At 61.4% G+C, this 21,401-nt stretch carries 26 protein-coding genes and 1 tRNA gene; 20 read left to right on the top strand and 7 right to left on the bottom strand.

The window, feature by feature from the left end:
* Positions 1–3 precede the first annotated feature (3 nt).
* The 4 genes from IAE34_RS02615 (at position 4) to IAE34_RS02600 (ending at position 3,513) form a co-directional block, all read left to right on the top strand.
* A complete protein-coding gene (locus IAE34_RS02615) occupies positions 4–1,026 on the top strand; it encodes a LacI family DNA-binding transcriptional regulator (protein ID WP_200137279.1) in 1,023 nt (340 codons plus the stop codon).
* 9 nt (positions 1,027–1,035) lie between these two features.
* A complete protein-coding gene (gene rbsK, locus IAE34_RS02610) occupies positions 1,036–1,944 on the top strand; it encodes a ribokinase (RefSeq protein ID WP_200137278.1) in 909 nt (302 codons plus the stop codon).
* Complete coding sequence (gene rbsD, locus IAE34_RS02605) at positions 1,941–2,345, top strand: D-ribose pyranase (RefSeq protein ID WP_200137277.1); 405 nt, start codon at positions 1,941–1,943, stop codon at positions 2,343–2,345. The genes rbsK and rbsD overlap by 4 nt, the downstream gene beginning before the upstream one ends.
* 187 nt (positions 2,346–2,532) lie before the next feature.
* The gene (locus IAE34_RS02600; RefSeq protein WP_233630881.1) at positions 2,533–3,513 is read left to right on the top strand and encodes a nucleoside hydrolase; all 981 of its coding nucleotides are present in this window, start codon (positions 2,533–2,535) and stop codon (positions 3,511–3,513) included.
* Here the strand turns inward: IAE34_RS02600 and IAE34_RS02595 are convergent.
* Positions 3,485–3,697 carry a hypothetical protein gene (locus tag IAE34_RS02595; protein WP_200137275.1) on the bottom strand — a complete coding sequence of 71 codons (213 nt, stop codon included), beginning with the start codon at positions 3,695–3,697 and terminating at the stop codon, positions 3,485–3,487. The two genes, IAE34_RS02600 and IAE34_RS02595, sit on opposite strands and share 29 nt — an antisense overlap.
* A gap of 268 nt (positions 3,698–3,965) precedes the next feature.
* Here IAE34_RS02595 and IAE34_RS02590 point away from each other — a divergent pair, with 268 nt between their 5' ends.
* The gene (locus IAE34_RS02590; protein ID WP_200137274.1) at positions 3,966–4,283 is read left to right on the top strand and encodes an I78 family peptidase inhibitor; all 318 of its coding nucleotides are present in this window, start codon (positions 3,966–3,968) and stop codon (positions 4,281–4,283) included.
* Positions 4,284–4,343: 60 nt separating this feature from the next.
* Here IAE34_RS02590 and IAE34_RS02585 read toward each other — a convergent pair whose 3' ends face one another.
* Both IAE34_RS02585 and IAE34_RS02580 read right to left on the bottom strand, forming a co-directional pair.
* Positions 4,344–4,556 (bottom strand): cold-shock protein, encoded by a 213-nt coding sequence (locus IAE34_RS02585; protein ID WP_012273095.1) that lies wholly within the window; start codon positions 4,554–4,556, stop codon positions 4,344–4,346.
* Positions 4,557–4,725: 169 nt separating this feature from the next.
* Entirely contained in the window at positions 4,726–5,025 is a 300-nt protein-coding gene (locus tag IAE34_RS02580) for a hypothetical protein (protein ID WP_200137273.1), read from the bottom strand.
* Between the two features lie 324 nt (positions 5,026–5,349).
* Here IAE34_RS02580 and thrS point away from each other — a divergent pair, with 324 nt between their 5' ends.
* The 15 genes from thrS to IAE34_RS02505 all read left to right on the top strand — a co-directional run bounded on the left by thrS (position 5,350) and on the right by IAE34_RS02505 (position 16,689).
* The gene (gene thrS / locus IAE34_RS02575) at positions 5,350–7,272 is read left to right on the top strand and encodes a threonine--tRNA ligase (protein WP_200137272.1); all 1,923 of its coding nucleotides are present in this window, start codon (positions 5,350–5,352) and stop codon (positions 7,270–7,272) included.
* The gene (infC, locus tag IAE34_RS02570) at positions 7,272–7,823 is read left to right on the top strand and encodes a translation initiation factor IF-3 (RefSeq protein WP_023629190.1); all 552 of its coding nucleotides are present in this window, start codon (positions 7,272–7,274) and stop codon (positions 7,821–7,823) included. The genes thrS and infC overlap by 1 nt, the downstream gene beginning before the upstream one ends.
* Before the next feature lie 61 nt (positions 7,824–7,884).
* Positions 7,885–8,079, top strand: a complete 195-nt coding sequence (rpmI, locus tag IAE34_RS02565; RefSeq protein WP_003250667.1) for a 50S ribosomal protein L35 — start codon at positions 7,885–7,887, stop codon at positions 8,077–8,079.
* Between the two features lie 28 nt (positions 8,080–8,107).
* Complete coding sequence (gene rplT / locus IAE34_RS02560; RefSeq protein WP_003250671.1) at positions 8,108–8,464, top strand: 50S ribosomal protein L20; 357 nt, start codon at positions 8,108–8,110, stop codon at positions 8,462–8,464.
* A 110-nt stretch (positions 8,465–8,574) separates the two neighbouring features.
* Entirely contained in the window at positions 8,575–9,591 is a 1,017-nt protein-coding gene (gene pheS, locus IAE34_RS02555) for a phenylalanine--tRNA ligase subunit alpha (protein WP_200137271.1), read from the top strand.
* Between the two features lie 33 nt (positions 9,592–9,624).
* Positions 9,625–12,006: a phenylalanine--tRNA ligase subunit beta gene (gene pheT / locus IAE34_RS02550; RefSeq protein ID WP_200137270.1), complete on the top strand. Its 2,382-nt coding sequence runs from the start codon at positions 9,625–9,627 to the stop codon at positions 12,004–12,006.
* Positions 12,007–12,010: 4 nt separating this feature from the next.
* Positions 12,011–12,313, top strand: coding sequence for an integration host factor subunit alpha (gene ihfA / locus IAE34_RS02545; RefSeq protein WP_003250679.1), 303 nt, complete (start codon positions 12,011–12,013; stop codon positions 12,311–12,313).
* Complete coding sequence (locus tag IAE34_RS02540) at positions 12,294–12,650, top strand: MerR family transcriptional regulator (protein ID WP_200137269.1); 357 nt, start codon at positions 12,294–12,296, stop codon at positions 12,648–12,650. The genes ihfA and IAE34_RS02540 overlap by 20 nt, the downstream gene beginning before the upstream one ends.
* Positions 12,651–12,749: 99 nt before the next feature.
* Positions 12,750–12,826: transfer RNA gene (locus tag IAE34_RS02535), tRNA-Pro, on the top strand.
* Between the two features lie 323 nt (positions 12,827–13,149).
* The gene (locus IAE34_RS02530) at positions 13,150–13,323 is read left to right on the top strand and encodes a hypothetical protein (RefSeq protein ID WP_200137268.1); all 174 of its coding nucleotides are present in this window, start codon (positions 13,150–13,152) and stop codon (positions 13,321–13,323) included.
* 615 nt (positions 13,324–13,938) lie between these two features.
* A complete protein-coding gene (locus IAE34_RS02525; protein WP_233630880.1) occupies positions 13,939–14,136 on the top strand; it encodes a hypothetical protein in 198 nt (65 codons plus the stop codon).
* 172 nt (positions 14,137–14,308) lie between these two features.
* Positions 14,309–14,572 (top strand): hypothetical protein, encoded by a 264-nt coding sequence (locus tag IAE34_RS02520; RefSeq protein ID WP_233630879.1) that lies wholly within the window; start codon positions 14,309–14,311, stop codon positions 14,570–14,572.
* A gap of 33 nt (positions 14,573–14,605) precedes the next feature.
* Positions 14,606–14,845 (top strand): hypothetical protein, encoded by a 240-nt coding sequence (locus tag IAE34_RS02515; RefSeq protein ID WP_200137266.1) that lies wholly within the window; start codon positions 14,606–14,608, stop codon positions 14,843–14,845.
* Between the two features lie 325 nt (positions 14,846–15,170).
* On the top strand, positions 15,171–15,398 hold the full coding sequence (locus IAE34_RS02510; RefSeq protein ID WP_442793178.1) for a hypothetical protein: 228 nt from the start codon (positions 15,171–15,173) through the stop codon (positions 15,396–15,398).
* Positions 15,399–15,615: 217 nt separating this feature from the next.
* A complete protein-coding gene (locus IAE34_RS02505; protein ID WP_200137265.1) occupies positions 15,616–16,689 on the top strand; it encodes an aldo/keto reductase in 1,074 nt (357 codons plus the stop codon).
* Between the two features lie 75 nt (positions 16,690–16,764).
* Here the strand turns inward: IAE34_RS02505 and IAE34_RS02500 are convergent, their stop codons facing one another.
* The 4 genes from IAE34_RS02500 to IAE34_RS02485 form a co-directional block, all read right to left on the bottom strand.
* Complete coding sequence (locus IAE34_RS02500; protein WP_200137264.1) at positions 16,765–17,643, bottom strand: hypothetical protein; 879 nt, start codon at positions 17,641–17,643, stop codon at positions 16,765–16,767.
* A gap of 201 nt (positions 17,644–17,844) precedes the next feature.
* Positions 17,845–19,461, bottom strand: coding sequence for a gamma-glutamyltransferase family protein (locus IAE34_RS02495; protein WP_200137263.1), 1,617 nt, complete (start codon positions 19,459–19,461; stop codon positions 17,845–17,847).
* 57 nt (positions 19,462–19,518) lie between these two features.
* Positions 19,519–20,610, bottom strand: a complete 1,092-nt coding sequence (locus tag IAE34_RS02490; RefSeq protein WP_200137262.1) for a polyamine ABC transporter substrate-binding protein — start codon at positions 20,608–20,610, stop codon at positions 19,519–19,521.
* A gap of 11 nt (positions 20,611–20,621) precedes the next feature.
* A complete protein-coding gene (locus IAE34_RS02485) occupies positions 20,622–21,401 on the bottom strand; it encodes an amino acid ABC transporter ATP-binding protein (RefSeq protein WP_200137261.1) in 780 nt (259 codons plus the stop codon).

The raw sequence follows: 21,401 nt of genomic DNA, 5'->3' as shown, positions 1-21,401 counted from the left end.
ACCATGGCTACCATCAAAGACGTCGCGGCGCTGGCAGGTATTTCCTACACCACCGTGTCCCATGTGCTGAACAAGACTCGCCCGGTCAGCGAGCCGGTGCGGCTGAAGGTGGAAGCGGCCATCGCCGAACTGGACTACGTGCCCAGCGCCGTGGCGCGCTCACTCAAGGCGCGCAGCACGGCGACCATCGGCCTGCTGGTGCCCAGCAGTGTCAACCCGTATTTCGCCGAGTTGGCCCGCGGTATCGAGGATGGCTGCGAGCGCAATGGTTACTGCGTGATCCTGTGCAACTCCGATGACGACCCCAGGAAGCAGCGCAATTACCTGCGCGTCCTGCTGGAGAAGCGCATCGACGGCCTGATCGTGGCCTCGGTGGGCGAGGAGCGCGACCTGCTGGAAAGCCTGGCCGCGGTACGCACGCCGATGGTCATGGTCGACCGTGCGCTGGCCGGTATCGATGCCGACCTGGTGCGTATCGATCACGAGTTGGGAGCGTTTCTGGCCACCCGCCACCTGCTGGAACTGGGCCACACCGACATCGCCTGCATTGGTGGCCCTGCCGATACGGGCGTCAGCCAGCTGCGCGTCAGCGGTTTTCGCCGGGCCATGGCCGAGGCCGGGCATGAAGTCGATGATCGACGCGTGGTGCACTGCGATTTCACCAGTCCGGGTGGCTACAGGGCGGCGGCGCAGGTGCTCGATGGCGAGCGCCCCACGGCGATCTTCGCCGGCAACGACATGATCGGTTTCGGCGTGCTGCGCGCGGCGGCCGAGCGGGCGGTCGACGTGCCGGGGCAGCTGTCGGTGATCGGTTTCGACGACATCGAGCTGAGCCGGTACGTGTATCCGCCTCTGACCACCGTCGGCCAGTCGATCCGTGAACTGGGCGACAGCGCCGCGCAGCTGCTGCTGTCGCGCATCGCCGTACCGCGCCGTGAAGGCTGCGAGCAACGCATCGTCGCGCCACGCATCGTGCCGCGCCAATCCACCGGGCCGTGCCCGGACCTGTTCAACGATTACCGCTAAGGAACACCCATGCAAGCCAAGGTCGTAGTGGTCGGCAGTCTCAACATGGACCTGGTGGCCCGTGCCGAACGGTTGCCGCGCGGCGGCGAGACGGTCGCCGGGAACGGGTTTTTCACGGCACCCGGAGGCAAGGGCGCCAATCAGGCGGTGGCCGCAGCACGTCTGGGCGCCAGCGTGGCGATGGTCGGCAATGTCGGCGGCGACGCCTACGGTGAACAGCTGCTTCAAGGGTTGCGGGACGAGGGCATCGACTGCCAGGCGGTGGGCGTTTGCGCGGGCGTGTCCAGCGGGCTGGCACTGATCGTGGTGGATGCGTCCAGCCAGAATGCCATCGTCATCATTCCTGGCGGCAATGGCCAGCTCGACATCGACGCCGTGCAGCGCTTCGATGCGCTGCTCGAGCAGGCTGAGGTGATCGTCTGCCAGCTCGAAGTGCCGCCGGCCACCGTGGCCTGGACCCTGGCCCGGGGCCGCGAGCTGGGCAAGACGGTGATTCTCAACCCTGCGCCTGCCACCGGCCAGTTGCCAGTGGACTGGTTCGCCCATATCGACTACCTGATCCCCAACGAGAGCGAGGCCCAGACGCTGACCGGCATCGCGGTGACCGATCAACCCACCGCGCGTCGCGCCGGCGAGCACTTGTGCGCGTTGGGCGCCAGGAACGTGATCGTCACGCTAGGCGCCGAAGGTGCGCTGTTGGTCAGTGCGCACGGTTCCCGTCACTTCCCGGCGAGCCAGGTGCACGCCGTGGACACCACGGCGGCAGGCGACACCTTCGTCGGTGGTTTCGCCGCCGGGCTGGCAGGCGGTCTGGAAGCGCTCGACGCCATCGTACTCGGCCAGCGCGCGGCGGCCATCTCGGTCACTCGCGCCGGTGCCCAGCCCTCGATTCCGCGCCTCACGGAGCTTGCGTCATGAAGAAAACCGCACTGCTCAATATCGCCCTGTCGCGCACCATCGCAGGCTTGGGGCATGGCGACATTCTGGTGATCGGCGACGCCGGCCTGCCCGTGCCTGCCGGGGTGGAGATCATCGACCTGGCGCTGACACCGGGTATTCCCGATTTCGCCAGTGTGCTGCGTGTGGTACTGACCGAGATGCAGGTCGAGCGCCACGTGCTGGCCGATGAGATGTTCCAGGCGTCACCGCCTGGACTGGTGGCGGTGGAGGAGCAGCATGCCCTGGGGCTGCTGGGAACGCGCGAGCGAATGAGTCACGAAGCCTTCAAGAGGCTGAGCCGGGGCGCGCGCGCCGTGATCCGCAGTGGCGAATGCAAGCCTTACAGCAATATCGCGCTGATTGCCGGTGTGACCTTCTGAGTCGCATCATTGCCTCGGCACGTCCTGTGGTCATGCGTTGTAGCGTGTTCGGTCGCCCGAAGCCGCCTGCACAGGCCATCGCAGAGTTGAGTATCGTGTCACACTCTACGAATCCATCCACCCGCTAATGGAGAGCTGCTGAATGTCATTCGCAAATGTCAGGCGTCTGCTACAGGGAGTCGTGCTCATGTCGACCTTGACCGGCGTCGCCACTGGCGCTGTCGCCACCCCTCGCGATCTGATCATCGACACCGACCCAGGCGCAGACGATGTGGTCGCGCTGTTCCTGGCCATGGCGTCGCCGGACGAATTGAAGATCCGCGCCATCACCACCGTCGCCGGCAACGTGCGCCTGGACAAGACCTCGCGAAACGCACGCCTGGCGCGCGAATGGGCCGGACGCGAGGACATCCCGGTGTATGCCGGCGCGGGGCGGCCGCTGGTGCGCACACCGATCTACGCGGCCAACGTGCATGGCGAAGAAGGGCTGACCGGCGTGCCGGTGCACGAGCCCCGGCAACCCCTGGCTGAGGGCAATGCGGTCCAGTACCTGATCGATACGCTCGACGCCGCGCCGCCCCACAGCATCACCCTGGCCATGCTTGGCCCGCAGACCAACCTGGCCCTGGCACTCATTCAGAAGCCGGAGATCGTCAAGGGCATCAAGGAAGTGGTGGTGATGGGCGGCGCCCACTTCAATGGCGGCAACATCACGCCAGTGGCCGAGTTCAACCTCTTCGCCGACCCCCATGCCGCCGAAGTGGTGCTGGCCAGCGGCGTCAAGCTCACCTACCTGCCGCTGGACGTGACCCACAAGATCATCACCAGCGATGCGCGTCTGAAGCAGCTGGCCGCGGTGGGCAATCAGGCCAGCGGCAAAGTGGTGGACATCCTCAATGCCTACATCCAGTACGACATCGACAAGTACGGCATGACGGGTGGCCCCGTCCACGACGCCACCGTCATCGCCTACCTGCTCAAGCCGGATCTGTTCAGCGGTCGGCAAATCCACATGAGCGTGAACAGCCGCGAAGGCCCCACCTTCGGCCAGACCGTCGCCGACTGGTATGGCGTGCTGGAACAGCCGGCGAATGTCATGTGGATCGAGAATGGCGACGCCCAGGGGTTCTTCGATCTGCTCAGCGCGCGTCTGGCTCGTTTGAAGTGAGCGGCTGCGGTGCGTAACGCTCGAACACCTGATCGATGAAGCTGCGCGCCGCTTCGCCGCCGCGCTCGCGTACCAGCAGGTCGACGGCGATCAGCAGCAGTTCCTCGGGCGTACCCGGGCTGTAGGCGCTCTGGCCCTCAGCCCATTTGACCTTTATGTCGGCGACGATGGTGTGGCTGTTCATGGATGTACTCGATGAAGGTGCGACTGCCGGGATTGAGCGGGGAGGCGGTACGCACCCCATATCGCGTCAGTAGATCATGCCTGTGCAGCACGCGCGCTGCGACCTAAGCATAAGCGCGGCGCACGCCCCGACCAAGCTCGCGATGCAAAATCTCGTCACGATTGCGTTCAGCCCCGGCAGGCTGGATGGGGCAGACTTGTACGGTTTTGCAACGAACTGGGTGCGCAACGGTCGCATGTGCAGTTCCCAAGATCGATTAGGAGGATTCATGTTCCGTATTCGCGCTTCCCTGGCGACTGTGCTGGTGGCTGCGGCTCTGGCCGGTTGCAGCACTGGTGGCTCGTCCGACGCCAGCGCCCCTGCGCCCGCAACAGGTGGCGATGGTCGCTGCAGCGCCGCCGGCGCCGACTTCACCCTCGGCAAACAGGGCACGCCCGAGCTGCTCGACCAGGCGCGCAAGGCGAGCGGGGCGCAGATCGCCCGAATTCTCAAGCCCCATGACGTAGTCACCCTGGAGTACCGCTCCGAACGGCTCAACCTGAACGTCGACGAACAGGGCAAGGTGGTGCGCGCCAATTGTGGCTGAGCCTGCCAGCGCCCATAAAAAAACCCGCCGATTAAGGCGGGTTTTTTTGCGCTGACCAGATTACTCAGGACGAACCTGAGCAGCCTGCATGCCCTTCTGGCCGCGTTCGGCGACGAAGGAAACAGTTTGACCTTCTTTCAGGCTCTTGAAGCCGTCGGATTCGATGGCCTTGAAGTGAACGAACAGGTCGTCGCCGCCGCCTTGTGGGGTGATGAAGCCGAAGCCTTTTTCATCATTGAACCATTTGACGGTGCCGGTTTGGCGGTTGGACATGAGGTGAATCTCCAGAACATTTGATTTTTTTCAGTAGTGCGGTGTGGCCGAAGCTACGAGGCACGTGCACATCATAGTCTAATTCTGCGCATCTAGCGCTGTTTACGATAGCCGGATGTTGATCTGGCGCAAGCGAGGCGCAATCAGGTCGGTGAGGTTATCTCGCCCTTCAGCGGGTGCAGGCCTTCTGGACCACCGTCTGGGCCTTTTGGAGCAGCTGCGGATTGACACCGTTCTTGCTGTCGAGCTCGGCAATTTCGTTGTCGTTGAAATTCTGTTTGATGGCTTGGGCGCCGCAATCGCAATGCTTTTTAGCGGTTGCCTGATCTAGGCCCTTGCCCTGAGCGACCTGCTGGCACTGGGCCGTATAGGCTTGTTCCGCGCCTTCAGGGAACTTGCCCTGCGCCTGCGCGGCCAGTGGCATGAGAAGGCTTGCCGCACAGGCGGCCAGAAGAGACTGAATTCGCATAACCAGACACTCCTTGGTTTGGGTCTCGTCAAGAGTAGAATGCTTCAGGTGGTCTGATAGGGTTTTTTCTGCACAAGTTCACCGCTGTCGCTGGATTTCCAAATATTTCCGCGCGAGGCAGAACCTCCGTGCTAGCATGGCCGGCTTGCAGTTGCCGAGTTCGGCCTGCATTTTTCCAGTCACTCTGGTTCGTCCCTGAATGGCCGAAAGGCTTCTGCCACTGTGAGGCAAGCTTTCCTACGGGAAAGTCAGGTCGGATCTTGTACTGGCTCATCCCAACCCACGTGACCTTTGGTAGGGGTCACCACTAGGAGAGGAGGCGCCATGCCCACCATTACTCTTCCCGATGGCAGTCAACGCTCGTTCGATCAATCCGTGAGCGTGGCCGATGTCGCTGCGTCCATCGGTGCAGGTCTGGCCAAGGCCACCCTGGCCGGCAAGGTCGACGGCAAGCTGGTCGATGCCAGCGACCTGATCGAACATGACGCCACTTTGCAGATCATCACCCCTAAAGACGAAGAGGGACTGGAGATCATCCGTCACTCGTGCGCCCACCTCATCGGCCACGCGGTGAAGCAGCTGTATCCGACCGCCCGCATGGTGATCGGCCCGGTGATCGACGAAGGCTTTTATTACGATATCGCCTACGAGCGGCCCTTCACGCCCGAAGACCTCGCCGCCATCGAACAGCGCATGCAGCAGTTGATCGAAAAGGACTATGACGTCATCAAGAAGATGACGCCGCGTGCCGAGGTTATCGAGGTGTTCACTCGCCGTGGCGAAGACTACAAGCTGCGTCTGGTCGAAGACATGCCGGATGAGCAGGCCATGGGCCTGTACTACCACGAAGAATACGTCGACATGTGCCGCGGCCCGCACGTGCCGAACACGCGTTTCCTCAAGGCGTTCAAGTTGACCAAGCTGTCGGGCGCCTATTGGCGTGGCGATGCCAAGAACGAGCAGCTGCAGCGGGTGTACGGCACTGCCTGGGCCGACAAGAAACAGCTGGCCGCCTACATTCAGCGTATCGAAGAAGCCGAAAAGCGTGACCACCGCAAGATCGGCAAGCAGCTCGACCTGTTCCACCTGCAGGAAGAAGCGCCGGGGATGGTGTTCTGGCACGCCAATGGCTGGACCGTGTACCAGGTGCTCGAGCAGTACATGCGTCAGGTCCAGCGCGAAAACGGCTATCAGGAAATCAAGACTCCGCAGGTCGTCGACCGTATTCTCTGGGAGCGTTCCGGCCACTGGTCGAACTACGCCGAGAACATGTTCACCACCTCATCGGAAAACCGCGACTACGCGGTCAAGCCGATGAACTGCCCTTGCCACGTGCAGGTGTTCAACCAGGGCCTGAAATCCTACCGGGATTTGCCGCTGCGCCTGGCCGAGTTTGGTGCGTGCCATCGCAACGAGCCTTCCGGCGCGCTGCACGGCATCATGCGTGTGCGCGGTTTCGTGCAGGACGATGCCCACATCTTCTGCACCGAAGAGCAGGTGAAGAAGGAGGCGGCCGACTTCATCAAGTTGACCCTGGACGTGTACAAGGACTTCGGTTTCACCGACGTGGCCATGAAGTTGTCCACGCGTCCGGCCAAGCGAGTCGGCTCCGAAGAATTGTGGGACCGCGCCGAAGGTGCACTGGCCGACGCCCTGAACGAGTCAGGCCTGGCCTGGGAGTACCAGCCGGGGGAGGGGGCCTTCTACGGTCCGAAGATCGAGTTCACCCTGCGTGATTGCCTCGGTCGCAACTGGCAGTGCGGCACCTTGCAGTACGATCCGAACCTGCCCGAGCGTCTGGACGCCAGCTATATCGCCGAAGACAACGCGCGCAAGCGTCCGGTCATGCTGCACCGTGCCATTCTCGGATCGTTCGAGCGCTTCATCGGCATGCTCATCGAGCACTATGCCGGTGTGTTCCCGGCCTGGCTCGCGCCGACCCAGGCGGTGATCATGAATATCACCGACAAACAGGCCGATTTCGCGCTCCAGGTCGAGAAATCACTGAACGGAAGCGGATTCCGTGCCAAGTCCGACTTGAGAAATGAGAAGATCGGCTTTAAAATCCGCGAGCATACTTTGCTCAAGGTCCCGTACCTGCTGGTCATAGGGGATCGCGAAGTCGAAACGCAAACCGTCGCTGTACGGACTCGCGATGGCGCAGATCTGGGCTCGATGCCCGTCGCCCAGTTCGCCGAGCTCCTGTCGCAAGCGGTTTCCCGGCGTGGTCGCCATGAAACGGAGTAATGACTATTAAGCGTGAAATGAGAAACGATAAACGAACTGCACCGAAGGCCCCGATCAACGAGAATATCTCGGCACGCGAGGTTCGGTTAATTGGCGCTGACGGCGAGCAGATTGGCATCGTCTCGATTGATGAAGCGCTTCGTATCGCTGATGAAGCGAAGCTGGATCTGGTGGAAATCTCCGCCGACGCGCAACCGCCCGTCTGCAAGGTCATGGACTACGGCAAGCATCTCTTCGAGAAGAAGAAGCAGGCCAACGAAGCCAAGAAGAACCAGAAACAGATCCAGATTAAAGAAATCAAGTTTCGTCCAGGGACGGAAGAAGGGGATTACCAGGTAAAACTACGCAACCTGGTACGTTTCCTTAGCGATGGGGACAAGGCCAAGATCTCTCTGAGATTCCGCGGCCGCGAGATGGCCCACCAGGAGCTGGGCATGGAGCTGTTGAAGCGGGTCGAAGCTGACCTCGTGGAATACGGCACCGTTGAGCAGCATCCGAAGATGGAAGGACGCCAGCTTATGATGGTCATCGCCCCCAAAAAGAAGAAGTAATCTCCCGGGCACGGCAGGCCTGATGATTATTGTGTAATTTTATCGAATGCGGAGTTCCAACATGCCAAAAATGAAAACCAAGAGCGGTGCAGCGAAGCGTTTCCTGAAAACCGCTTCCGGCTTCAAGCACAAGCACGCTTTCAAGAGCCACATCCTGACCAAAATGTCGACCAAGCGTAAGCGTCAACTGCGCGGTGCCAGCTTGCTGCACCCGTCTGACGTGGCAAAAGTCGAGCGCATGCTGCGCGTACGTTAATTTCGGTCAAAGATAGAGGAAGTTACTCATGGCTCGTGTAAAGCGTGGCGTCATCGCTCGTAAGCGTCACAAGAAAATTCTGAAGCTGGCTAAAGGCTATTACGGTGCGCGTTCGCGCGTATTCCGCGTCGCCAAGCAAGCGGTCATCAAGGCAGGCCAGTACGCCTACCGCGACCGTCGCCAGAAGAAGCGTCAGTTCCGCGCCCTGTGGATCGCTCGTATCAACGCCGGTGCCCGCACCAACGGTCTGTCGTACAGCCGTCTGATTGCTGGCCTGAAAAAGGCGTCGATCGAAATCGACCGCAAGGTTCTGGCCGACCTGGCAGTGAACGAAAAAGCGGCGTTTGCTGCGATTGTCGAGAAAGCTAAAGCCGTCCTGGCTTAAGTACCCGCGACAATCACTCGCCGACGCGCAGCGCCGGCGGGTGTAAAACGTCATCGATAGGGGAAGAGCCTTCAAAGCTCTTCCCCTATTTTCGTATCTGGAGTCTGTACATGGAAAACCTGGACGCGTTGGTCTCCCAAGCCCTCGAGGCGGTGGAACGCGCTGAAGACATCAATGCCCTGGAACAGATCCGGGTCCAATTTCTCGGCAAGAAGGGCGAGTTGACCCAGGTGATGAAGACCCTGGGCAACCTGCCGGCCGACGAGCGCCCCAAGGTCGGAGCGCTGATCAACGACGCCAAGGAACGCGTCACCGACGTGCTCAACGCACGCAAGGCCGCCTTCGAAGAGGCCGAGCTCAACGCTCGCCTGGCCGCCGAATGCATTGACGTCACCCTGCCAGGCCGTGGTCAGGCCACTGGGGGGCTGCACCCTATCACCCGTACGCTGGAGCGCATCGAACAGTTCTTCACCCATATTGGCTACGGCATCGCCGAAGGGCCCGAGGTCGAAGACGACTACCACAACTTCGAGGCGCTCAACATCCCCGGCCACCACCCGGCGCGGGCGATGCACGATACTTTCTATTTCAATGCCAACATGCTGCTGCGCACCCACACCTCGCCCGTGCAGGTGCGGACCATGGAAAGCAGCCAGCCGCCGATCCGCATCGTCTGCCCGGGTCGGGTCTACCGGTGCGACTCGGATATCACCCACTCACCGATGTTCCACCAGGTCGAAGGTCTGCTGATCGACCGCGACATCAACTTCGCCGACCTCAAGGGCACTATCGAGGAGTTTCTGCGGGTGTTCTTCGAAAAGCCGCTCGGCGTGCGTTTCCGCCCGTCCTTTTTCCCCTTCACCGAGCCTTCGGCCGAGGTCGACATGGAGTGCGTGATGTGCTCCGGCAAGGGCTGCCGCGTGTGCAAGCAGACTGGCTGGCTGGAAGTGATGGGCTGCGGCATGGTGCATCCCAACGTGCTGCGCATGTCCGGCATCGACCCGGAAGAATTCTCCGGCTTCGCCTTCGGCATGGGCGTGGAGCGCCTGGCCATGCTGCGTTACGGCGTCAACGATCTGCGTCTGTTCTTCGACAACGACCTGCGGTTCCTGGCGCAATTTCGCTAGGCCACACCTCGACGCAATCTTCAGGAGAACAGCATGAAATTCAGTGAACAGTGGCTGCGCGGTTGGGTAAACCCGCAGGTTTCCCGTGACGAACTGGTCGCCCGCCTGTCCATGGCCGGCCTGGAAGTCGACAGTGTCACGCCGGCTGCTGGCCAGTTCAGCGGCATCGTGGTGGGCGAGATTCTCACCACCGAGCAACATCCGGACGCCGACAAGTTGCGCGTCTGCCAGGTCAGCAATGGCCAGGACAGGTTTCAGGTCGTGTGTGGCGCCCCCAATGCGCGCCCGGGGATCAAGATTCCCTTCGCCATGATCGGCGCCGAACTGCCCGGCGACTTCAAGATCAAGAAAGCCAAACTGCGTGGCGTCGAGTCCTTCGGCATGCTGTGCTCGGCGGCCGAGCTGCAGATCAGCGAAGAGAACGACGGCCTTCTGGAACTGGCTGCCGACGCTCCGGTAGGTGAGGACGTGCGCCGCTACCTGGGCCTGGACGATGCCAGCATCGAGATCGGCCTGACTCCCAACCGCGGCGACTGCCTGTCGATAGCGGGCCTGGCACGGGACATAGGCGCGCTGTACGCCACGCCGGTCACCCGCCCGTTGGTGCCAGCGGTAGCTGCTGCCCATGACGAGGTGCGCAGCGTCGAAATCAGCGCGCCGGCCGCCTGCCCGCGCTACCTGGGCCGGGTGATCCGCAACGTCGACCTGAGCAAGCCGACGCCGCTGTGGATGGTCGAGCGCCTGCGCCGCAGTGACGTGCGCAGCATCGATGCTGCTGTGGACGTCACCAACTACGTGATGCTCGAGCTCGGCCAACCGATGCATGCGTTCGATCTCGCCGAGATCAACGGTGGCATTCGCGTGCGCATGGCCGAGGAGGGCGAGAAGCTGGTGCTGCTCGATGGTCAGGAAGTGGCCTTGCGCAGCGACACCCTGGTGATCGCCGACCATGCGCGAGCGCTGGCCATCGCTGGCGTGATGGGGGGCGAGCACAGCGGCGTCGATACCGGGAAGACCCGCGATGTGTTCCTGGAGAGTGCCTTCTTCGAGCCGGTTTCCGTGGCGGGCAAAGCTCGCTCCTATGGCCTGCACACCGATGCCTCGCACCGTTTCGAGCGTGGCGTCGATTCGCAATTGGCGCGCCAGGCCATGGAACGTGCCACTGGTCTGCTGTTGGACATCGTCGGCGGCGAAGCTGGGCCGATCGTGGAAGCGGTCAGTGAGCCGCACCTGCCGAAGGTCGCCCCAGTCACCCTGCGCGCCGAACGCGTGAGCCAGATGCTGGGCATGGACATGCCTGCCACCCAGATCGAGCAGTTGCTCAATGCTCTGGAGCTGAAAACCAGCGCTGCACAGGACGGACAGTGGACGGTCGAGATTCCCAGCCACCGCTTCGACATCAGCCTGGAGGTGGATCTGATCGAAGAGCTGGCGCGTCTGTATGGCTACAACAATCTGCCGGTTCGTTATCCGCAGGCCAGACTCGCGCCCAAGGCCCGCTCCGAAGCGCGTGGCGAGCTGCCGACTCTGCGTCGCCTGCTGGTGGCACGGGGTTACCAGGAAGCGATCACCTATAGCTTCATCGATCCCAAGCTGTTCGAGCTATTCACTCCGGGTGTGGAGCCTCTACTGCTGGCCAACCCGATCTCCAGCGACATGGCTGCGATGCGTGCTTCGCTGTGGCCAGGCCTGCTGAAGGCGCTGCAGCACAACCTCAACCGTCAGCAGGATCGCGTGCGCCTGTTCGAAAGCGGTCTGCGGTTCGTCGGCCAACTGGGCAACCTCGCCCAGCAGCCGATGATCGCCGGTGTCATCACCGGTAGCCGCTTGCCTGAAGGCTGGGCAAATGGACGTGACAGCGTCGACTTCTTCGACGTCAAGGCGGATGTCGAGGCGCTGCTTGGCTACTCGGGCGCGCTGGCCGATTTCACCTTCAGTGCAGGTCAGCATCCAGCCCTGCACCCAGGTCAGACAGCGCGCATCGAGCGTGACGGCAGGGAAGTCGGCTACCTGGGGGCACTGCATCCGGAGCTGGCCAAGACGCTTGGCCTGGATCGTCCGGTATTCGTCTTCGAACTGGTGCTGGCAGACGTGGTCGAAGGTAGGATGCCGGCGTTCAGCGAACTCTCCAAGTTCCCTGAAACCCGTCGTGACCTGGCATTGATCGCAGGGCGTGACGTGGCGGCGAGTGCGGTACTTGAAGTGATTCATGACAATGCAGGAGAGTGGCTCACAGACCTCAGGCTGTTTGACGTCTACCAGGGTAAAGGTATTGATCCTGATAGAAAAAGCCTGGCCGTCGGCTTGACCTGGCAACATCCATCGCGCACTCTTAACGACGATGAGGTGAACGCCAGCTTGCAGAACATCCTCACCTCGCTCGAACACAGGTTGAACACCACGTTAAGGAAATAACGGTATGGGTGCTCTGACGAAAGCTGAGATGGCCGAAAGGCTGTACGAGGAGCTGGGGCTGAACAAGCGCGAGGCCAAGGAGCTGGTCGAGCTGTTTTTCGAAGAAATTCGTCACGCGCTTGAAGAGAACGAGCAGGTCAAGTTGTCCGGATTCGGCAATTTCGATCTTCGCGACAAACGCCAGCGGCCGGGCCGTAACCCCAAAACCGGGGAAGAGATCCCGATCACCGCTCGCCGTGTCGTCACCTTTCGTCCAGGGCAGAAACTGAAAGCCCGGGTTGAGGCCTATGCTGGAACCAAGCCATAACGACGAGCTGCCTCCCATCCCGGGCAAGCGCTACTTCACCATTGGTGAAGTGAGCGAGCTCTGCGCCGTGAAACCACATGTGCTGCGCTACTGGGAGCAGGAGTTTCCGCAGCTGAACCCGGTCAAGCGTCGCGGCAACCGACGGTATTATCAGCGCCAGGACGTGTTGATGATCCGCCAGATCCGCGCCTTGTTGTACGACCAGGGCTTTACCATCGGCGGTGCGCGGTTGCGTCTGTCCAGTGATGAGGCCAAGGACGACACCACCCAGTACAAACAGCTGATCAAGCAGATGATTGTCGAGCTGGAAGATGTCCTGGTGGTGCTGAAGAAATGAGGCACGGTTTGAGTGATGGATTTTTTTGAAAAAAAGCTTCCATTATTCAAACGCTTAGGTTAAATTCTTCTTCGTTCTCAGCGGTATCGAGAATGATGTCGGGGCGTAGCGCAGCCCGGTAGCGCACTTGCATGGGGTGCAAGGGGTCGAGTGTTCGAATCACTCCGTCCCGACCAAAAATCCCTAAAAAATCCAGTCACTTAGCGGTGGCTGGATTTTTTTATGGGCGGTCGTGCGTAAAACCCGCGCGACAGTTTCAAGTGAGATTAGTGATACCGAGGCCTGCATCGACCTCTGATATAACCTCATCCACCTTCTTTCGATCACCTGGTTTGCGGTATGCCCAGACTCCAGCGTGATGCGCAGCCTGCGGCGACCTATCGCGGATCGCTTGCACTCTAGGCTGGCGTCGCTTCCCTTCGATTTCAGGCATCCTGTTGCACGCGTGCGCGTTGCAGTGGCCAGATGTGGTAAAAAAGTGGGTCGAAAGGAGGTCTACATGAGCAGAACAGCCAAACCCTTTTATCTGGCGGCCGCGCCACTCATCGCTACTGGAGCCACTTTCGCCGCTGTGGGTGCCTCCGGGCAACTTGCTTTCGGTTACACAGCCATTGGCCTGCTCGTGCCCGGCCTGGTATTGATTGTTGCCGGCTATCGCCGGCGGTTCGAGTAGATCGTCGGCAGGCGCACGTATTAAGGCGCTGCTGCTTCCAGCGTACCAGTCCATCACGCGCTGCTTACTCAGCCGCTCTATAACGTTCAGGATTGCCCGATGCCGGATCCAACTCTCGCCCGCCCGCTGCTCCGTCTTCACTGCACAGGCTGCAACTGGACCTTGGCGATTCTCGGGCCACATGACGCTGTGATTCGAAAGTGCCCTTGGTGCGGATGCAATGAGTTCGGTGATCATCCACCGATGGCTCGAGGTGCTGGGCAAGTGCTGCGGTGCGATACACATGGCGAGGTCGTGGTACAGGTGCTCGATGACAATATCGAATGCGATGATTTCATGGACAATCTGTATTGCCCGCTCTGTCCGTGAAGGTCACGCGCTGAAGTGGAGCCGCCATAACGGGCGGTCGTTTTCCTGCCATGCCACCAGCAGGTCCAGCTCTGCGGCCGCTCACTCCGGCGACCGTGACCCGCACCTCCGACGGTAGCGTTCGGTCGCAGTCGATGTATTCAATAAAAGCCAGTGGCCAAGCGGTGAAGGTATCGTTTTGGGCTGGCGACCGTAAGATCTGAAAAGTGAGTGTGTTCCATGGTCATGTTTTTGTTGATATCCGGCATGGGTCTTATGGTATCCATGCAGTTGGTCATCTTCGCCCTGGCATTGAAGAAGTCTCCCGGCCAGGCGCTGGTCTGCTTGTTGATTCCGTTTTACGTATACGTGTATGCCAGGAAGGACGCCCAGGCCAGGCCGTTTCTCTGGCTGTGGTACTTCGGCATAGCCTTGTTGGTGGCTGGCGTGATCGCGTCTTCCTGAGCGCGGTCAACCCTGCGCCTGAAAAGCCTGGCCGATTGCAGGCTGTTTCGTGATCGTGCAGTGGACACTGTCTAGTTCGATTCTGCCTGTTTCGATTCGCAAACCCTGCAAACCTTGTCTACGGTGATCTGACACGTCATGAATTCTTCATCACCCGAAAGGAGCAGTACCCATGATCAAACGGACATTGACCCTCGCTGCAGTGGCATTCAGTGCACTAATGGCTGCATCGCTCGTTCAAGCCGAAGGCGACGTCGCCAAGGACGTCAGGGATGGGGTCCGGGATGTCGACCGCGGCGTGGATCATGACGCCAAGGAAGTCGACAAGGGCGTGAAACACGACGACAAGGAGATCGATAAAGGTCTGAAGCATGACGACGAGGAGCGTCACAAGGCGGACAAGCGCATCGATAAAGACGCCAAGAAGCACCTTTGACTGTCCAACCCATTCCGCCAAAAGGGACTTTACATGAACAAGACAGTAGCTCTGCTGTTCTGCGCCATGCTGCTTCCAGGTATCGCCATGGCCGAGGAGGATCGCCACAAGTGCGAGGCCGCTCTGGACAAACTTAAGGATGCCACTGAAGCGAGTTTTACCAAGTCGGGTCATCACGAGCATCAGCAGGCAAAAGCGGCGCATGAGTCTGGTGATTACGAGAAATGCGTCCATCAGGCAGAAAAGGCGGCGTCGCATCAGAAGCAGGGTTGAGCCCTTATTCGCCACTGCTGGCGGATTTTCCCGTGTTTTACCGAAGAGGCTGCCTTGCAGCCTCTTCGCTCCTGTAGTCAGTCTCACTTCAAGATTCCCACCGCCCAGATGAAGAGACGTTCATCGGTCTGCGATGCGCCAGCCGTTGCCTTCGCCGATGACATCCCTATTTGTTGGGCAATGGGCATTTCAATGCTGCCCTCCAAACGTTGAGACGGCGTGGTTGGATTAAACCGCCTTTACCTGCCTTCTTTTGCTTTCGCGTTCGGCTATATTCAGCTTGCAAGAGCCAAAACATACACCCTTCTCAGGAAGTACTGACATGATCAAGAAAACGGTTGCTGCGATTGCGATTGCCCTGACCACCCTCATGACGGTGTCCATGGCACAGGCGGAAGGCGATGTAGCGAAGGGTGTGCGACATGATGTTCGCGAAGTGGACAAGGGTGCAAAACATGATGGCAAAGAAATCGACAAAGGCACTCAGCATCTGAACAAAGAACGCCATAAAGAAGGCAAGCACATCGACAAGACGGTGAAGAAAGACTTGTAGTCCTCAAGTCGAGTCAACCCACCGGGGCGTGACATCGGCCTAAAGGTTGCGCCGGAGTGGGACTGAGCGCGTAAACGGGGGCGGCCGCTCAGCCCCTTCGTTGGTCTGTCACCCCGCTGGCAGACCGACTGGATCTCAAACCTCGCCCACCCAGATTGAACGTTTCAGCTGCCTGTGCCGTCGGTATTTCCATGTGTTCAGCGATGGAGATACCCCTATGAAGTACCGTGCATTGGGCAATACTGGCCTGCTGGTTTCCGAACTGGTGGTCGGTACGGTTCCATTCGGTGGCCGCGGCGCATTCGAGAAAACCGGCAGCGTGGATGTCGAATTGGCCAGGCGGATGTTCGACCTGGCATTCGATGCAGGCGTCAACCTGGTCGACACGGCAGACCTGTATTCCCATGGCCTGGCTGAAGAGATCGTCGGCAAGGCGCTGAGCGACAAGCGTCAGTCGATCATCCTCGCCAGCAAAGCTCGCAGCCCGATGGGCGCAAATCCCAACGACAGTGGAGCATCCCGCTATCACCTGATCCGTGCCTGCGAGGCCAGCCTCAAGCGTCTGGGTACCGACCATATCGATCTTTACCAGATCCACAACTGGGACGGCGTTACGCCTGTCGAAGAGACCCTGGCCGCGCTGGATCATCTGGTGCAGAGCGGCAAGATCCGTTATTTCGGCACTTCCAACTATACCGCCTGGCAAATGATGAAGACGCTGGGCAGCGCCCGGCTCAACGGCTGGCAGCAGCCTGTGTCGCAGCAGATCTATTACACGCCCGAGGCCCGCGAGGCCGAGTACGAATTGCTGCCAATGGCGCTGGACCAAGGCTTCGCCACCCTGGTGTGGGGACCGCTGGGCGAGGGCCTGTTGACCGGCAAGGTGCGTCGCGGGCAGAAGACGCCACAAGGTACGCGCCAGGGCAACGACTGGCCAGAACCCTACGTGCATGACCGCGACCGCGCCTATGACATCATCGAAACCTTGATCGCGGTGGGCGAGCGCCACGGTTGTTCACCCGCACGCGTGTGTCTGGCGTGGCTCAAGGACCGCCCCGGCATCACCAGCGTGATTACCGCCGGTCGTTCGTTCGAGCAGTTGCAGGACAATTTGCAGGCCGCTGATCTGCTACTCGATAATGAGGATCTGGCGCAGATCGAGGAGGCCACCAGGATCGCTCCCCAGTATCCCTACTGGCACCGGATAGCGGCCGAAATGGATCGGATCGATCCGGCCGAGGCCCCCTTCATAGAGCTGTATCGCGAAACGATGAAGCAGCGCGGTGAATGAGTGAAGCGTAAACGGCAGTAGGCTTGCCGCTTGCGCTTCACCTCTCGACCGACACCACACCGACGTCGGCCGCAGCTAGGACGAGACGCCTTCGAACAATGATTCGAAGGCCGTCTTGAACGACGGCAGCGTTTCGATCACCACCTCTGATACTTGTTCCGTCTGCGACCGCACGCCAATCACGGTGCTATGGTCGCTCAAGCTTCGTATGAAAGCCGTATACCCGTTCTCCAGTGGGTGCAGGTACTCGTCGGACCTGTACCCCGGGTAGTTGGGTGTCTGGTGAAAGTCGCTCTTGAGCGCAATCACCGTGACCACCCCCTTGAACGTCGCGCCGAAGTCTTCTGTGGCATAGCCGTAGGCGGTCGTGAGCAGAAAGCAGGCATAAAGGGCGCCAAGGCCGTGAAAGATCATCATATTGCGTGACGGCACAGGCAGGGGCGTGCGCAGCAAGGGGTTGAGCAGCAGGGCCAGCTGCTGCCAGAGCGCTTCGAAGGGCAACGTCAGCAGGGCGATGAACATGATCAGGATTGCGGCGCAGGCCAGCAGAAGCCCCATGACTGCCAGCCATGCCGGGATGTAGAACAGCGCGACCAGGAAGCCCACGGTGAGATCGAAGCTCTGCGGGGGTAGGCCCAGACTGTCGGCGACGGCGAATCGCGCGCAGGCTGTGGCGATCAACAGCGCGAGCAGGTGCAACAGCAGGATCGGGATCTTGGCAAAAGGGCGATGCCAGACCGAGTGAATCCAGCGCATCAGCGGTAGACACCAGAGTGTGAACCCGCACAGGACGAGAAGGCTGGTGAGGCCAGTGAGCAGCGTCAGCGACGGAGAACCCCACCTGAGGCACGCCATCAAGCCAAGTAGATAGACCGTCATCGACGCGAGGTAGAAGCGATGCGGCACCGGGCATTCATGGTAGGCGTTGAGGACTTTGCTCTTGAACGCGTTCATGGGTGGATCAGATTCCCTTTCACTGCGGCCTTTGCATCAGGCAGCGACCTTGGCCATCGTTGGCAATGAATCACTCGGGCATTGTCGGGTAGGGAATCTGCTGCTTCAAGGTTCTGGCTTCCTGACAGGCTGTAGGTGGAATCGCATTGGGTCCTTGACCTCTACAGCGCATCAGTGGCCAGTCACGCTGTCAAGGCACAGTCAGTACACGGCGATGTGCGAGTCTGCCCTGGGCTCGGTACCGCCGCACAGCACGCCGGTGTGTGGATCGCGCACGATGATCTGGCCACGGCCGAAGTCGGTGAGGTCATGGGCAATCTCGATCTGATGGCCGCGTCGCGCCAAGGCGAACGCGAGATCGCGCGAGGCGCCCTGTTCGATTCCCACCTTCATGTCGCCCAGCCACTGCCAGCGCGGCGCATCCAGGGCGGCCTGGGGATTGAGACCGAAGTCCACCAGGTTCATGACCATCTGCACATGGCCCTGGGGCTGCATGTAGCCGCCCATCACGCCGAACGGTCCGATGGGGACGCCGCCTTTGCTCAGAAAGCCCGGAATGATGGTGTGGAAGGTCTGTTTGCCGGGCGCCAGGGCATTGGCGTGCTCGGCGTTCAGGCTGAACTCCGAGCCACGGTTCTGCAGGCCGATGCCGCTGTCCGGCAGCACCACCCCGGAGCCGAAGCCGTGATAGGCGCTCTGGATGAACGAGACCATGTTGCCTTCGCCGTCGGCGGTGGCGATGTACACCGTGCCGCTGGCATCGGGATCGCCGTGCAAGGGCGCCTCGGCGCGCTCGCCGATCTCGGCGCGGCGGCGTGCAGCATACGCCTCGCCCAGCAGTCGGTCGGTGGCCATGCGCATGTGTTCGGGGTCGGTGATGTAGTGCAGGCCGTCGGCGTAGGCCTTTTTCATGGCTTCGAGCTGGCGGTGCCAGGTGAGCTGGCTGTCGCGCTGGTCGAATGCATAGCCCTGGAGAATGTTGAGGGTCATCAGGGCGATCAGGCCCTGGCCGCTGGGCGGAATCTCCCACACGTCGTAGCCTCGGTAGTCGAGCTTGATCGGCTCGACCCACTTGGGGCGGTAGCCTGCCAGGTCCGCAGCGCTCAGGTGGCCGCCGCTGGCGCCGGCATGGGCGGCGATGCGCTGTGCCAGTGGGCCACGGTAGAAACTTTCGCAACGGGTCCGGGCCAGCTCGGCCAGGCTGCGGGCCTGTGCCGGGTTACGGAACAGTTGCCCGGCCTCGGGCGACCGGCCGTCGATCAGGAAAGTGTCGAACCAGGCCTGCAGGGCAGGCTCGCGCGCCAGGCTGGACTGGAACTCGTCCTGGGCGATGCGCCATTGATGGGCGACCACGGGGGAGACCGGAAAGCCTTCCTGGGCGAGGGCGATGGCCGGTTGCAGCAGGTCGGCAAAGGGCAGTGTGCCGAAGCGCTCGGACAGCGCCGCCCAGGCCGCGGGAATGCCAGGGACGGTCACTGGCAACCAGCCATGCACCGGCATCCGCTCGTGGCCGGCAGCCTTCACCGCGTCGATCGACAGCGAGGCCGGGGCGCGGCCACTGGCGTCCAGGCCGTGGAGCTTGTCCTTGACCCAGACCAGTGCGAAGGCGTCACCGCCGATGGCGCAGCCGGTAGGTTCGACCACCGTCAAGGCAGCGGCGGTGGCAATGGCCGCATCGATGGCATTGCCGCCGGCGCGCAGCATGGCAATACCAGCCTCGGCCGCCAGGGGTTGTGAGGTGGCGACCATGCCGTTGCGGGCGAAGACGCTCTGGCGCTGTGAGGGATAGGGGTATTCATGTGCAGAGAACTTCAGCATGTCGGGCTCTTCCTGAAGGGGCATCGGGGCCCGGCACCATGCCGAACCTGGTCTGCGTCACTGGCCGGTCTTGATCCGGGTCCACTCGCGGGTCATCACGCGCTGGATCTTCGGTGGCAGGTCGGTGGAGACGAACAACTTGTCGATCACCGCATCGCTCGGGTAGATGCCGGGGTTATCGCGCACCTTGGGATCAAGCAGGGCGGTAGCATCGCGGTTGGGGTTGGCGTAGCCGACGTAGTCGCTGACCTGGGCGATCACCTCGGGACGCAGCAGATAGTCGATCAGCGCCAAGGCGCCCTTGGAATTCTGCGCATCGCTGGGGATGGCCAGCATGTCGAACCACAGGTTGGCGCCTTCCTTGGGAATCGAATAGCGGATGTCGATGGCCTTGCCGGCCTCCTTGGCGTGGCTCCGGGCCTGCATCACATCGCCCGAGTAGCCGATCGCCACACAGATATCGCCGTTGGCCAGATCCGTGGTGTAACGCGACGAGTGGAAGTAGGTGACCGACGGCGCGAGCTTCTGCAGCAGCTCGGAGGCCTTGCGGTAGTCTTCGGGATTCTGGCTGTTGGGGTCCAGGCCGAGGTAGTGCAGGGCCTGAGGAATGATCTTCACCGGCGCGTCCAGGAAGGCGACGCCGCATTGATGCAGCTTGGCCAGGTTCTCGGGTTTGAACACCAGGTCCCAGGAATCGACCGGTGCATTGTCGCCCAGGACCGCCTTGACCTTGGCGACGTTGTAGCCGATGCCCACGGTTCCCCACATGTACGGCACGGCGAAGCGGTTGCCGGGATCGGCAGCTTCCAGGCGCTGCATCAGCCGCGGGTCCAGGTGGTTCCAGTTGGGCAGTCGCGAGCGGTCCAGCGGCTGGTAGATGCCGGCCTTGATCTGCTTGGTGAGGAACTGGCTGGACGGCACCACCAGGTCGTAGCCCGAGTGCCCCGAGAGCAACTTGGCCTCCAGCATCTCGTTGGTGTCGAAGACATCGTACTGGACCTTCATGCCACTGGCCTGATCGAACGCTTTGAGGGTGTCCCGGCCGATGTAGTCGGACCAGTTGTAGAACCGCACCAGCGGTTGCTCGGCCTGGACGTTGGCACCGCTCAGCAGGCCAAGGGCGGCGAGGGGCAGCAGGGATATGCGCATCGGGGCGACCTCTAGAGAACGCGGCTCAGAAATTCCCGCGTGCGCGGGTGGTGGGGGTTGCCGAACACCTGGTTCGGCGGGCCCTGTTCGATCAGTTCACCTTGGTGCAGTACCACCACACGGTCGGCCACTTCGCGAGCGAAGCCCATTTCGTGGGTCACCACCACCATGGTCATGCCGTCCTCGGCCAGCGCCTTCATCACCTGCAGCACCTCGCCGACGGTCTCCGGGTCCAGCGCGCTGGTCGGTTCGTCGAACAGCATCGCCTGGGGCTTCATGGCCAGGGCGCGGGCGATGGCTACACGTTGCTGCTGGCCACCGGAGAGCTGGGCAGGGTAGTGATCGGCCTTTTCACTCATGCGCACCCGCGCCAACAGAGCCCGGGCCTGCTCGATGGCCTGGCTGCGCGGGACGCCGAGCACGCCAATGGGGGCCTCGATGATGTTCTCCAGCACGGTCATGTGCGCGAACAGGTTGAAACGCTGGAACACCATGCCGATGTCGCGCCGCTGGCGGGCAATGTTCTTTTCCGAGTCACGCACGCGCGTGCCGTCGGCGCGCTCGCGGTAGCCCATCAGCTCGCCGTTGACGCGAATGGTGCCGCGCTGGATGTCCTCCAGCAGGTTGATGCAGCGAATGAAGGTGGTCTTGCCGGAGCCGGAGGCGCCGATCAGCACCACCACTTCGCCCTTGTGCACGTCCAGCGAAACGCCCTTGAGAATCTCTAGCTCGCCGAAGGCTTTGTGCACGTCGCTGGCCTGGATCACCACGGGGTTCAGGTTGGCTGTCAT

The organism is Pseudomonas sp. S30 (assembly GCF_016518545.1).
In the GTDB taxonomy this organism is placed as follows: domain Bacteria; phylum Pseudomonadota; class Gammaproteobacteria; order Pseudomonadales; family Pseudomonadaceae; genus Aquipseudomonas.
This window is presented reverse-complemented; position numbering and strand designations above follow the sequence as displayed.

Excerpts from the sequence above, each read along its gene's own strand:
- IAE34_RS02615 (WP_200137279.1), top strand. The coding sequence starts at position 4 with ATGGCTACCATCAAAGACGTCGCGGCGCTGGCAGGTATTTCCTACACC.
- rbsK (WP_200137278.1), top strand. The coding sequence starts at position 1,036 with ATGCAAGCCAAGGTCGTAGTGGTCGGCAGTCTCAACATGGACCTGGTG.
- rbsD (WP_200137277.1), top strand. The coding sequence starts at position 1,941 with ATGAAGAAAACCGCACTGCTCAATATCGCCCTGTCGCGCACCATCGCA.
- IAE34_RS02600 (WP_233630881.1), top strand. The coding sequence starts at position 2,533 with ATGTCGACCTTGACCGGCGTCGCCACTGGCGCTGTCGCCACCCCTCGC.
- IAE34_RS02595 (WP_200137275.1), bottom strand. The coding sequence starts at position 3,697 with ATGAACAGCCACACCATCGTCGCCGACATAAAGGTCAAATGGGCTGAG.
- IAE34_RS02590 (WP_200137274.1), top strand. The coding sequence starts at position 3,966 with ATGTTCCGTATTCGCGCTTCCCTGGCGACTGTGCTGGTGGCTGCGGCT.
- IAE34_RS02585 (WP_012273095.1), bottom strand. The coding sequence starts at position 4,556 with ATGTCCAACCGCCAAACCGGCACCGTCAAATGGTTCAATGATGAAAAA.
- IAE34_RS02580 (WP_200137273.1), bottom strand. The coding sequence starts at position 5,025 with ATGCGAATTCAGTCTCTTCTGGCCGCCTGTGCGGCAAGCCTTCTCATG.
- thrS (WP_200137272.1), top strand. The coding sequence starts at position 5,350 with ATGCCCACCATTACTCTTCCCGATGGCAGTCAACGCTCGTTCGATCAA.
- infC (WP_023629190.1), top strand. The coding sequence starts at position 7,272 with ATGACTATTAAGCGTGAAATGAGAAACGATAAACGAACTGCACCGAAG.
- rpmI (WP_003250667.1), top strand. The coding sequence starts at position 7,885 with ATGCCAAAAATGAAAACCAAGAGCGGTGCAGCGAAGCGTTTCCTGAAA.
- rplT (WP_003250671.1), top strand. The coding sequence starts at position 8,108 with ATGGCTCGTGTAAAGCGTGGCGTCATCGCTCGTAAGCGTCACAAGAAA.
- pheS (WP_200137271.1), top strand. The coding sequence starts at position 8,575 with ATGGAAAACCTGGACGCGTTGGTCTCCCAAGCCCTCGAGGCGGTGGAA.
- pheT (WP_200137270.1), top strand. The coding sequence starts at position 9,625 with ATGAAATTCAGTGAACAGTGGCTGCGCGGTTGGGTAAACCCGCAGGTT.
- ihfA (WP_003250679.1), top strand. The coding sequence starts at position 12,011 with ATGGGTGCTCTGACGAAAGCTGAGATGGCCGAAAGGCTGTACGAGGAG.
- IAE34_RS02540 (WP_200137269.1), top strand. The coding sequence starts at position 12,294 with ATGCTGGAACCAAGCCATAACGACGAGCTGCCTCCCATCCCGGGCAAG.
- IAE34_RS02530 (WP_200137268.1), top strand. The coding sequence starts at position 13,150 with ATGAGCAGAACAGCCAAACCCTTTTATCTGGCGGCCGCGCCACTCATC.
- IAE34_RS02525 (WP_233630880.1), top strand. The coding sequence starts at position 13,939 with ATGGGTCTTATGGTATCCATGCAGTTGGTCATCTTCGCCCTGGCATTG.
- IAE34_RS02520 (WP_233630879.1), top strand. The coding sequence starts at position 14,309 with ATGATCAAACGGACATTGACCCTCGCTGCAGTGGCATTCAGTGCACTA.
- IAE34_RS02515 (WP_200137266.1), top strand. The coding sequence starts at position 14,606 with ATGAACAAGACAGTAGCTCTGCTGTTCTGCGCCATGCTGCTTCCAGGT.
- IAE34_RS02505 (WP_200137265.1), top strand. The coding sequence starts at position 15,616 with ATGAAGTACCGTGCATTGGGCAATACTGGCCTGCTGGTTTCCGAACTG.
- IAE34_RS02500 (WP_200137264.1), bottom strand. The coding sequence starts at position 17,643 with ATGAACGCGTTCAAGAGCAAAGTCCTCAACGCCTACCATGAATGCCCG.
- IAE34_RS02495 (WP_200137263.1), bottom strand. The coding sequence starts at position 19,461 with ATGCTGAAGTTCTCTGCACATGAATACCCCTATCCCTCACAGCGCCAG.
- IAE34_RS02490 (WP_200137262.1), bottom strand. The coding sequence starts at position 20,610 with ATGCGCATATCCCTGCTGCCCCTCGCCGCCCTTGGCCTGCTGAGCGGT.
- IAE34_RS02485 (WP_200137261.1), bottom strand. The coding sequence starts at position 21,401 with ATGACAGCCAACCTGAACCCCGTGGTGATCCAGGCCAGCGACGTGCAC.